General features: G+C 36.5%; 11 protein-coding genes. 1 reads left to right on the forward strand and 10 read right to left on the reverse strand.

Features of this window, described 5'->3' with window-relative positions; translation table 11 throughout:
- Positions 1-12: 12 nt before the first annotated feature.
- From filC to filA, 3 genes are all read right to left on the reverse strand, one after another.
- Positions 13-1,212: a putative pilus system protein FilC gene (filC, locus tag AWW73_RS08785; protein ID WP_200043925.1), complete on the reverse strand. Its 1,200-nt coding sequence runs from the start codon at positions 1,210-1,212 to the stop codon at positions 13-15.
- Positions 1,213-1,257: 45 nt separating this feature from the next.
- Positions 1,258-2,091, reverse strand: coding sequence for a putative pilus system C39 family peptidase FilB (gene filB, locus AWW73_RS08790; protein WP_032004351.1), 834 nt, complete (start codon positions 2,089-2,091; stop codon positions 1,258-1,260).
- Between the two features lie 301 nt (positions 2,092-2,392).
- Positions 2,393-3,244 (reverse strand): putative pilus system protein FilA, encoded by an 852-nt coding sequence (filA, locus tag AWW73_RS08795; RefSeq protein WP_062849433.1) that lies wholly within the window; start codon positions 3,242-3,244, stop codon positions 2,393-2,395.
- Between the two features lie 355 nt (positions 3,245-3,599).
- Between filA and AWW73_RS08800 the strand changes: the two genes are divergently transcribed.
- The gene (locus AWW73_RS08800) at positions 3,600-4,952 is read left to right on the forward strand and encodes an anthranilate synthase component I family protein (RefSeq protein WP_062849434.1); all 1,353 of its coding nucleotides are present in this window, start codon (positions 3,600-3,602) and stop codon (positions 4,950-4,952) included.
- A gap of 3 nt (positions 4,953-4,955) precedes the next feature.
- Here the strand turns inward: AWW73_RS08800 and hisC are convergent, their stop codons facing one another.
- The 7 genes from hisC to AWW73_RS08835 form a co-directional block, all read right to left on the reverse strand.
- Complete coding sequence (hisC, locus tag AWW73_RS08805) at positions 4,956-6,041, reverse strand: histidinol-phosphate transaminase (protein ID WP_062849435.1); 1,086 nt, start codon at positions 6,039-6,041, stop codon at positions 4,956-4,958.
- 69 nt (positions 6,042-6,110) lie between these two features.
- Entirely contained in the window at positions 6,111-7,400 is a 1,290-nt protein-coding gene (hisD, locus tag AWW73_RS08810) for a histidinol dehydrogenase (protein WP_062849436.1), read from the reverse strand.
- A 107-nt stretch (positions 7,401-7,507) separates the two neighbouring features.
- Positions 7,508-8,191: an ATP phosphoribosyltransferase gene (gene hisG, locus AWW73_RS08815; RefSeq protein ID WP_016144387.1), complete on the reverse strand. Its 684-nt coding sequence runs from the start codon at positions 8,189-8,191 to the stop codon at positions 7,508-7,510.
- Positions 8,191-9,447, reverse strand: coding sequence for a UDP-N-acetylglucosamine 1-carboxyvinyltransferase (gene murA, locus AWW73_RS08820; protein ID WP_002115380.1), 1,257 nt, complete (start codon positions 9,445-9,447; stop codon positions 8,191-8,193). The genes hisG and murA overlap by 1 nt, the downstream gene beginning before the upstream one ends.
- Before the next feature lie 6 nt (positions 9,448-9,453).
- The gene (gene ibaG / locus AWW73_RS08825; RefSeq protein WP_002115399.1) at positions 9,454-9,705 is read right to left on the reverse strand and encodes a BolA family iron metabolism protein IbaG; all 252 of its coding nucleotides are present in this window, start codon (positions 9,703-9,705) and stop codon (positions 9,454-9,456) included.
- Positions 9,706-9,840: 135 nt separating this feature from the next.
- Complete coding sequence (gene hpf / locus AWW73_RS08830) at positions 9,841-10,182, reverse strand: ribosome hibernation-promoting factor, HPF/YfiA family (RefSeq protein ID WP_016144386.1); 342 nt, start codon at positions 10,180-10,182, stop codon at positions 9,841-9,843.
- Between the two features lie 167 nt (positions 10,183-10,349).
- On the reverse strand, positions 10,350-11,798 hold the full coding sequence (locus AWW73_RS08835) for an RNA polymerase factor sigma-54 (RefSeq protein WP_025470551.1): 1,449 nt from the start codon (positions 11,796-11,798) through the stop codon (positions 10,350-10,352).
- Between the last annotated feature and the right edge of the window lie 307 nt (positions 11,799-12,105).

A 12,105-nucleotide genomic window follows, 5' to 3' on the forward strand; every position in this document is an offset into this window, starting at 1 on the left:
CTGCATATCTCCTTATTTTGTTTTTTTGCCAAAGCCTATAAAATCTAGCGGGAAAGACAGACCAAGCGAAACATCTGGTGCATCTTCGGTTAAACCAATACCCACTGTGCCATTAACAATCGTTTCAGGTGAAACACGTACACCTAAAGCAAACGACAACATCGCACTACTTTGGTCTGGTGACTGATAGGATTCACCATTCTTAAACTGAAACTCAGCATCCATGTTAAAGCTTTGTTGATATGACATTGTTAATGAAACGTCATAGTTAAATGAGTAAGCAAAACCGAAAGAGAAACCACCACTAATACCGGGATCAAAACTCTCTAGATAACGAGGACCATTAGCCCCACCACCACGTGCCTGATTTAAACCCGTTTCTTTAAATCCATAATTGGCAGATGCCGAGGCAAATAAAACCACTGGATCAATATATTTACGGGTACTTGCTCCCACTCCAACAGAGTAATAACCCTTACCAGTTGAAAGCTCATCTAAACCAATTTCGTAAGGGCTATCCCCAGTTTTTGTTGATAGGTTACCGAACAACACTAATGGCAGACGACCTTGCTTTAATGGGAAAGGTTCCCAGCGCGCCCCTAAAGAAATATCACCTAAACCAGCTGCAGTTGTATCTCGAACAATTTCAGACTTAGCAACGAACGGAACTGTTGCAGATAATGTTAAGTTGTCCAATACACCATATTGAACAGTAAAACTATTCGTCAAAGTATGGTTCGCATCTTCCTCAATACGTAAACGGTTGAGTTGAGATGAATCATCAGCTAAAGCTAAATCAATTCGAGTATCACGATAATAGGTGTAATCGAGATCGTAATAGGCTGAAAATACGCCTCTTTTAATCAATGAATATTGGCGCTCATTTGAAGTAAATACTTCTTGTAAATTTGTTTCTTGAGTCGCATCACCTTCTTTTTTCTGTAAGGCAGTCGCAGCTTGATTAGCTCCAGTATTTTCGGGTACAACAGGCGCAGGTTCAGTAGTGACAACATCTGCGGTTGGGGGCGTACTCACTTCTTGAACTGAATCTGTTGCTGATGTTACTACCGATCCTGTACTCGTATCAGAAACAACAGTGGTGTTTTGTGCTTCAGCTTCAGTTTGTGCGACTTGGTCATTTGCATAAAGTGTGCCTGTAATAGCACTCATACTTAATGCCAACACACTCATCTTCATCCATCGATTATTCATATTTCTTCCCACCTAATGTATTTATTTTACTCAATTCATATTTGATTATTTACGCTTATAGTAAAGACGCATATACGTTTCAATTGGCTGATTATAGGTTGCAGAATTTGGGTCTTTATCCAATACCCGGCGCATGGTTGATGCTTTATTTGCTAAACGGTCATAATTGAATGTTGGATATTGCACATCCACAAAGGCATAACGGTTAACAGTTGCATCTTCCACATGACGCATATCTGAGTCTTTTAAGGCCAATAGGTCTTTACGTTGAGATTCAGGAACAGAAACAACAAATAATGTATTATTATCCCAAACCTCTTTAAAACGATTTTCATCAAAGCTGATATTCCCTAATGCAGGATCAGCAACATAGACTCGTCCATCTTTATAAGCTTTATATACGACAAAATGTTTAAAACCAGCATAAGAAATTGGAACAATTGCAGGTTGCCCAAGATTAACTAAATCAGAAAATTCTCCACGATACCCCCCACTCTCTAAACCAATTGCGGTTACAAAGCGCTTCATATCAAGTAGTGAAAAGCTTCGACGTTCAATAATACGTTGATATTCGCCATACTGTAGCAAACCACTCATCGTCTGCTGTTCAGTCAAACTAGTCCCTACGTAACCATTTAGAAGTGTAGTAAGAGCAGCTGAACCACAGCTATAGTCATAAGCTTGTCGAACGATGCCTCGAAACTGGTCTTCTACAGCTGGCTTAATTTGAACTGGTTCAATATGATTACGGCGAAAAGACAAATTACGTGAATCGGCGGTTTCTGTATAATAGACAGTTCCCGGTGGCTTTTTTTCTATTTCGAAGGCTTCTGTCGCAAAGTAATATATCAATGCTGAGCCCAAAGCAATCTCTAACATAAGCACTTGTTCTAAATGGTGGCCTAACCGGCCTTATTCATTTTATTCTTAGAGCAAAAGCTCTACATCCCTGTGTGTTGAAGATACCTTTTTTTTTTGAAAAAAACAGCCTTTTTTTAATTTTTTTTGATGAACGTTTAGTTTTATAAAAATAGAGAGACTTGTGTGATTAATTTAAATCGATTTTTAATTTAATAGCTTATTTTTATCGATTAGAAATATACTTTATAGAACAAAATTGACTGAATTAATAAATAAAAAAGCGCGTATTAAACGCGCTTTTTTAATTAAAAATTTTAAATTAGTGACCTGAGATTGTAATTGTAGAAGTTCCTACATTTAAACCTTGGATTTCAACATCACCAATTGAAGCATTAGCAGCGGCACCTAAATGTACACCCTGTACATAAACATTCATGCCTTGTGCACTATTATTTTGAATTTTTAAGCCTGTTGGTACAACTGAAATGTTAGCATCAACATCTAAATCACCAGTCGTATTACCAGCGCCGCGAACCATAACTTTATCTAAGAAGATTTCACCACCACCTGCAGCATCTTTAATACCAAAATTAGATAAAGTTAAACCACCCTGTAAGCTTGAATTTACTTTAATCATTGCTCCTTGTGGAGTAGAACCTAATTGTACATTCGCTGAAATTGCGCCTAGAGACAAATCTAAACCAGAGATAATTTCAGTTGGAGCAGTTTCAGTAATACCACGTACAGCAGTAGTTGTATTTAAAGTACCAGAAGTACCCACACCAATAGAACCAACACTTACATTAACAGCGCCTACATTTGCAGCAACGTTTAAAAACGCGCCGTTTGTACCCGAAGCACCAACGCTATCAATTTTAAGGTCTAACAAGTTTGTTGTTGGATCTACTTGTGTAACCCCTACTCCGCTTACTACAATCGCACCCGCAGTTGCTGCAGCACCTGTAATACCTGTAGCAGGGTCTAAACCATCGTTATCATGAATAAATACTTTATCGATAGAAATACCGCCAGCACCTAAAGCGATACCGATATTAATACCATCTTGACCTGTAGCAGCACTAAGCGCAGCATCGTCCATTGACTGCATTGCCATTGCATTTGCGCTGATAGCTAAAGAAGAAACTAAAGCAAGTTTAGTAAACATTTTCATTGAGCACTCTCCCAAGAGCATTTATTTTTTGACTTAACCACTCTATTGTCTCAAGTTGCATTTTTCTTTATATGGCAACCGAAACTTCCAATCCTTGAGTAGTTTTGCTTAGCAATTACTAAATTACATCTACGTTAATTTTTGTTCAACTAGTGTTGTGCATTTTTTGCCAACTACCCGACAAACGGTACACTCAAGTTTTTCTACACAAACCTTGCTAAAAACAATAAATTCTCAGTTAAAATTTCGTTCATTTTATCAGCAAAAAGTTTAGTACTTAAAAGACTTTCTCCTGATGAAGTACAACTTATAGTAAACTAACCACTCTCTCATTAAACACTCTTTTATTTAAAAAATGTCTCATTTAAAGAAAAAAATCTCTTTATATAGTAAAAATGCTGCCGATATTTTAAAAAATTTAGATGGTTTAACTGGGCTTATTTATTTAAATGACAACAACAACCCAACTATTGGATTTCTTCCACAAGATTATATTATCATTCAAAATGAAATTTATTTAGAATTTCAACATCAAAACATTAATGAATATAAAAAAACCTTAAAATCAAGTCAATTATTGGATTTTATTCAATTTAAAGAAAAAAATTTAAATAAAGATGTTCAAACAACAACAAGTTTTACAGGTGGATATATTGGCTTTATTAGTTACGATTTCAGTGCACATCAATTTATTAATGGACAAAATCATATACAACCTTCTCTATTCCTAGGTCAATATCGATCTTTCTTAAAATATATAGATAATGACTGGTATTTTTTTAGTGATGAATCAAATGCACTTGATCTATTCTCATATATTGAAAATAAAATAAAGAATTCTACTTATAGTCATTCTAAAAATACATTTAATTTAAAAACCACCATTCAACCAAGATGGTCTAAAAAACAATATTTCGATGCTTTCTATAAAATACAAGAATATATTAAGGCTGGGGATTGCTATCAAATTAATTTAACCCAAGAGTTTAAAGCTAAATTTTCAGGATCCTTATTAAATAAAGCTAAAGACCTATGGCAACTTACAAATGCTCCATATGCAGGTTATTTAAAATTAGATAATTTTGAATTATTAAGTTGCTCGCCCGAGCTTTTCATCGAATTCAATCAAAATAAACAAATTAAAACTAGACCAATTAAAGGCACAATGCCTCGCTATGAAAATATAGAAAAAGATTTTATTTCTAAACAAACCTTAAAAAACTCTCAAAAAGACCAAGCAGAAAACGTAATGATTGTCGATTTATTACGTAATGATTTGAGCATTTATGCCAATACAGGATCTGTAAAAACAACAAAATTATTCGAGATTGAGAGTTTTAATCAAGTTCATCATATGGTCAGTGAGATTGTCGCTACGCTTAAAGATGATATTAATCCCATGCAAATGCTGCTCTCTGCCTTACCAGGAGGTTCAATCACAGGAGCTCCCAAAATTCGGGCAATGCAAATCATTGAAGAGTTAGAAGAATCAGCAAGAGGTGCATATTGCGGGACGTTAGGTTACTTCAATTTTGATGGAACTGGCCGCTGGAATATTCTTATCCGTAGTTTTCAACAATATCAAAATCAGCTTTCTTTATGGGCTGGTGGAGGTATCACAATTGCATCAAATGCTGAAGCAGAATATCAAGAAAGTCTTGATAAAGTCTCTGCTATGCTGAACTTGATGAACAGCACAGCAGAGTAAAATTTAGAGAATATCTTCTTTTAATGTCTGTATTAAACGCTCATTTTGCTCATCAGTTCCTACAGTAATTCGCAAGAATTGATTAATACGAGGCTTATTGAAATAGCGCACAATAATGCCCTGCCCACGTAATTGCTGTGCAAGCTGACCTGCATCATGCGATGGATGTGAAGTAAAAATAAAGTTTGCTTTAGAAGGTAAAACTTTAAAGCCCAAAGCAGTTAAGTTATCGACTAATTTTTCACGACTAGAAATAACTTTTTGACATTGTTCTTCAAAATAAGTTTGATCTTCAAAAGAGGCTACCGCTGCTGCAATTGCAAAACGATCAATAGGATATGAGTTAAAACTATTTTTGACAGCTTCAAGTGCAGCAATTAAATGAGACTGAGCAATCGCGAAGCCAACGCGTAAACCCGCAAGAGAGCGAGATTTTGAAGTTGTTTGGCACACAACCAGGTTCTCATAGCGATTTACTAAACTCACAGTTGATTCTGCACCAAAATCAACATAAGCCTCATCAATCACCACCACCCGATCTGGATTTGCTTTTAAAATTTGTTCGATTTCTGCTAAGCCTAGTGCAATACTTGTTGGAGCATTAGGGTTTGTAATAATAACCCCACCATTTGGTTGTACATAGTCCTTAGCTTCTATCTCAAAATTATCATTGAGTGGAACTTCTTTAGTCTTTGTACCAAAAAACTGACTATAAACTGGATAAAAGCTATAAGTGATATCAGGATAAAGAATCGGTTCATCTTGAAGGAAAAATGCTTTAAAAATATGAGCAAGCACTTCATCTGAGCCATTACCAACGAAAACTTGAGACACCTCAATATTCTGTTGTTTAGCAATTGCTTGCTTTAAAGCTGTTGCATCTGGGTCTGGATATAAACGCAATGCATCAGCTTGCTGAGTTAAAACAGCTTGAACTGCTTCAACTACTTTGGGCGATGGCGGATATGGATTTTCATTGGTATTGAGTTTCAATAAATTCTGAATTTTAGGCTGCTCACCCGGAACATAAGGCTCTAATTCACGAACTTCTGGACTCCAAAAGCGCATTTGTGCTGTAGATAAAGTCATGGTCTTATCTCAAAAAAGGGCTGAAAATCAGCCCTGAGTAATAATTAAAACACTACAAGGTTTATAAGCTTATTGATAACGATAGCGAGCTGAGCGTGCATGGGCATCTAAGTTCTCTTGTACAGCCAATATATCTGCTGTTTTAGCTAACGTTTTAACCCCATCTTTCGAACACATAATCAAGCTCGAACGCTTTTGGAAATCATAAACGCCTAAAGGAGAAGAAAAACGGGCTGTTCCAGAAGTTGGCAATACATGGTTTGGACCTGCACAATAGTCACCAATTGCTTCAGGTGTATAACGTCCCATGAAAATTGCTCCAGCATGACGAATATGTTCGCTCATGGCTTCAGCATCATCTAAGCAAAGTTCTAAATGCTCTGGTGCAACCTGATTAATTAATTCAATTGCTTCTGCACGGTCTTTGACTAATACCAAAGCACCACGGTTTTCAATTGAAGTTCGAGCAATATCTGCCTTTGGCAATTCATTTAAATGCTTTTCAATTGCCAACTCGACTGCATTAAGCAAAGCTTCATCTGGAGTAATAAAAATAGCTTGAGCAACTGTGTCATGTTCAGCTTGAGATAAAACATCCATAGCTAACCAATCTGCATTATTCTCGCCTTCTGCATATACTAAAATTTCAGAAGGTCCAGCAATCATATCAATCCCGACCTGACCAAACACAGCACGTTTAGCAGCTGCTACAAAACGATTCCCAGGACCAGTAATCTTATCTACAGGGGGAATAGTTTGAGTACCATAAGCAAGAGCTGCTACAGCCTGCGCCCCACCAATGGTGAATACTCGACTAACCCCAGCAAGATAAGCTGCGGCAAGGACCAATGGATTCAGTTCACCATTAGATGCTGGAACAACCATGATAATTTCAGGTACACCGGCAACGTGGGCTGGCACAGCATTCATTAAAACTGAAGATGGATAAGATGCTAAACCGCCGGGTACATAAATACCTACACGGTCTAGAGGTGTCACTTTTTGCCCTAAGGTATTGCCCAAATCATCTATATAAGTCCAGCTATCTTGTTTCTGAGCTTCATGAAATGTACGAATACGAGTTGCTGCTAACTGAAGAGCATCGCGAATTTCTGGATTTAAATTATCAAAAGCAGTTTTAAGTTGTTGTTGAGATAATTCTAAATCTGAGAATTGATGCGCTGGATGTCGATCGAACTGTTGAGTGAGCTTTAAAACATGATCATCACCATGCTGACGAACATCAGCAATAATTTGATCTACTGTTTGCACTAAATTAAGATCATTTACGGTTTCAAATGCTAAAAGCTCAGCAAAAACCTGTTTGAAGTTCTGATCTTGAGTCGATAAACGTCGCATCAATTTACCCACAAGGCGAAAAAAGAAAAACCAAGTTTACTCTTTTTCTAAGCGCTTGTGGGCATCATCTGAAGCAACTATCACAAAAGCGTGATGGGAAATTGCTTTTAACGTGATTGAACGGCTTGCTCAAGCTGTGAAATGATTGGGTTTAATAGAGCTTGCTTACGTTTAAAACTAGCTTTATTTACAATTAAACGTGAAGAGACTTTGCAAATCTCCTCTAATGGTTCAAGACCATTCGCTCTTAGCGTATTACCAGTATCAACCACATCCACAATGTAATCACCTAACCCAACCAAAGGCGCTAACTCCATAGAACCATAGAGTTTAATTACATCAACTTGCTCACCTAAGCTTGCATAATACTGACGTGTAAGATTGACATATTTCGTGGCAATTTTTAAACGTCCTTTTGGACGCTCCATTCCCACTTTACCAGCAGTCATTAATTTACATTTAGCGATTTTCAGGTCAAGTAACTCATATACATGCTGAGCACCATGTTCCATCAACACATCTTTACCTGCTACACCTAGGTCTGCTGCACCATTTTCTACATAAGTAGGCACATCAGATGCACGTAAAATCAAAATACGTACTTGCTTATGCGTAGTAGGAAAAATCAGTTTACGGGACTTTTCCGGATCTTCGAGCAAATTAATACCCGCTGTAGCTAGTAAAGGTAACGTCTCTTTTAAAATACGCCCTTTACTGAGTGCCAAGGTCAAACCATGATCAAAATTGCCCATCACGTCAAAATTAGGATCATCGTTTCTTACATCATTCATTAACTTACTCGCTTAATTTTGGCACCTAAACCTTGAAGTTTCTCTTCGACATGCTCATAACCACGGTCAATATGGTAGATACGATCAATTAAGGTATCTCCCTCTGCAACTAAAGCAGCCAAAACTAGAGAGAACGAAGCACGTAAATCTGTTGCCATTACAGGTGCTGCCTGTAAAGTTTCTACACCAGTTACGACAGCATCGTGACCTTCAACCTGAATATTAGCACCCATGCGTGACAGTTCAGGAACATGCATAAAACGATTTTCAAAAATCGTTTCAGAAATCGTTGCAAATCCACGACCAATAGCATTTACAGCCATAAGCTGAGCTTGCATATCTGTTGGAAACTCCGGATGTGGCAAAGTTCTAAAACTTACTGCTTTAGGGCGCTTGCCCAACATATCAAGTTCGATCCAGTCATCACCACGAGTGACTTCAGCACCCATTTCTTCAAACTTATCCAAAACAGATTCAAGCAATGCAGGGTCAGTATGTGTAGTTTTGACACGACCGCCCGTAATCGCAGCTGCTGCCAAATAAGAGCCCGTTTCGATACGGTCAGCTACCACAGCATATTCACAGCCATGCAAACTTTCTACACCAGTTACAACTAAAGTATCGGTATCAAGACCTTCAATCTTAGCACCCATTTTAATGAGCATTTGAGCAAGGTCAGTAATCTCAGGCTCACGAGCTGCATTACGAATAGTCGTAACACCATCAGCCAGTGCAGCAGCCATCAAGATGTTTTCAGTACCACCAACGGTAACCATATCGAAAACAACTTCACCACCTTTTAAACGACCTTCAACTGAAGCATGGACATAACCATTTTCAACTTCAATATGCGCACCTAAAGCTTCTAAAGCTTTTAAATGCTGATCAACTGGACGTGATCCAATTGCACAACCACCTGGTAAAGAAACTTTCGCATTACCGTAACGCGCTAATAATGGTCCTAAAACCAAAATTGAGGCGCGCATTGTTTTTACTAATTCATAAGGAGCAAACTGATTATCTAAAGTAGAGGTATCAGCTTTTACTGTGTCATTTTCATAGCCGATTGTAACCCCTAATCCACCAATCAATTTGACCAAAGTATTTACATCTTTAAGATTTGGAACATTAGTGATCGTAATTGGAGAGTCTGCAAGAATAGTTGCAGCAAGTAATGGTAAAGCCGCATTTTTAGCACCAGAAATGCGCACTTCCCCGTCGAGCTTAACACCACCCGTAATTAAAAATTTATCCATTAATATTTAAGCTCCGAAAAGGCTTGCTTTACGCCATTCATCTTTGGTCATTGCACGAATTGTTACTGCGTGAACTTCGCCACTTGCAATATAAGTATTTAATGGTGCATAAACTAATTGTTGACGAGCAACAGTACGCTTACCGTCAAATTGATCATCCACAATACGGAGGTCAAATTTTCCGGCCTGTCCGCTCACCGCTACTTCCGCTTCAGGGAAAGCTTCTTTTAAAATTTGAGTGAGCTGTTCACTATTCATTGCAAAGACCTCTGACACAACCTAAGGTGTAAAACGAAGTATTTTACTATAACTTTTTCAAAGAATTCAGTACGTGTTTATATTTTATCAATAAAAAAGAGGCTATGTTTCAAGCCCCTCTTAATTATAAAAAACTTATTGAATAGAAACAGCAACTTGTGAATAAGTACACTGCATTTTCCGATATTTTAATAATTGTTTTTTTAATTTTTCAGTCAGTTTTTTAATTGAAGTATACATGTCATCAGCAGCTGCCTGAGCAAACAACTCAATTCCCGGCAATCTTACAATAGCCTCTGCAACATGGTTTGAACTACCTTTATGAGAGCGCTTATCAATTTGATGATCTTTTGTTAATTTAATCTGCATACTATTCACCTGATCTAGATGTTTCGTTAACTGATTAAATTTTGATTTAATATTTTCTTCTATAGCTGGTGTAATTGCTAAATGATGTCCACGAATCGTTATTTGCATAATTCTATCCCTCACCTTTTTTAGGTTATCTAAAGAAGAACTAAAACGATTTAATGCGATCAAAAAGAAAAATTGGGACAATTAAACCATTTTAGTTACTCTCTTGGTGAAAATGAAATTTCATTATTTCGTCATAATGAATCTCTAGAATAGCCACACTTCAAATTTCAGATCAAGACTTTTCTTTCAGACGATGAAGGAATATGTAACGATTCTCGATATTTTGCGACCGTTCTTCGAGCCACTTCAATTCCTTCATCTTTTAATAATGTAGCAATTACATTATCTGACAAGGGTTTACGTGGATTTTCATTGGCGACTAGTTTCTTAATCATTGCACGAATCGCTGTAGAAGAAGCCTCTCCCCCCGCAGTTGTTCCCACATGACTAGAGAAAAAATATTTCAACTCAAAAAGTCCACGTGGAGTAAGCATATATTTATTTGTAGTTACACGAGAAACTGTAGATTCATGCAATTCGACCTCTTCCGCCACATCCCGAAGAACTAGCGGTTTCATTGCTTCAGGCCCTATTTCCAAAAAGGCTTTTTGATGTTCCACAATACATGAAGCTACTTTTAATAACGTTTTATGCCTTTCATCAATGCTTTTGATAAAATTTTTCGCCTCAAGCATCTGATTACGTAAATATAAATTATCTTCGCTCTGATCTGCTCTACGAATCATACTAGAATAAAAAGAATTAATTCTTAATTTAGGAAGCACATCTGGGTTTAGCTGAACCTGCCAATGTAAATCTTTTTTTGAAACAACTACATCGGGAATTTGATAGTCTGATTCTTGCTTATCAAAATCCATACCTGGATAAGGTTTCAACGTTTTTAAAAGATTGATTGCAAACTTTAATTGTTCTTTCGTTAGACCTGTTTGTTTAAGCAATTTATTTAAGTCATTTGCTATTAAAAGTTCGTAATACTGCAATAAGCTTTTTGCCTCGCTTAAATATTCAACATCTTTCGGTAAAAATTCGAGCTGCACTTTTAAACATTCTGCTAAATTACGCGAACCAATTCCTAATGGATCAAGTCGTTGAATATATTTTAAAACAACTAAAACTTCATCCTCTTCAATCTCTTCTTCAATATCCATTTCATTCAACAACTGTTGTGCTGCTAAAATTATTTCTTCTATTTCAGCATCTAAGAAACCTTTGTCATCTAATGCATCAACAATACAATAAGCAATTAATTGATCTATTTTAGAAAAATGCAAAAGATTAACTTGTTCTAAAATATGTTCCTTTAAAGATAATTGAACTTGGCGATTATCCTCTCGTTCTTCAAATTCTGGAGTAGCTAAAGCCGTTGACTGATGTGTATAAACGTCATCCCACTCAGTATCGACGGGCAAATCATCAGGTAAATGATCTGCATTTAGTTCAGTTGTTAAATCATCTGATTCTTTACTTTCTAATGTAGACAGACTTTCCGTTAACGACTCTTCTTCTATTTTTTCAAGTAAAGGATTACTATCTAATTGAATCTGAATTTCTTGTTCAAGCTCTAAACTAGAGAGTTGCAATAAACGAATCGCCTGCTGCAATTGAGGTGTTAACGATAGAGAATTCGCAACTTTCAATCCAACAGATAATTTCATATATTTTAGTTTCCATAAAACAAGCAAAAATCATGCCTATTCAATATTTATAACATATAGTCTCCATTTGTCATACATATCCAACTAAAATTTGTAGAAGAAAAAAGAGGTTTTTCCAATTATAAAAATAATCTTATTAAATTAATTCTATCAAAGATAGTTCACATAGAAGTCAGACATGAAATCTTGTTATAAGAAGTTAATTAGGAGGAACTCGCTCTCTTTTAATTTTGTTTAATTAATTACCCTCCTGTTCTATAGTTCTCTATTTTATTTTTCTTTCTGCAATAAAAAACACCCCCACTCA

Source organism: Acinetobacter lactucae (assembly GCF_001605885.1).
Lineage (GTDB): Bacteria > Pseudomonadota > Gammaproteobacteria > Pseudomonadales > Moraxellaceae > Acinetobacter > Acinetobacter lactucae.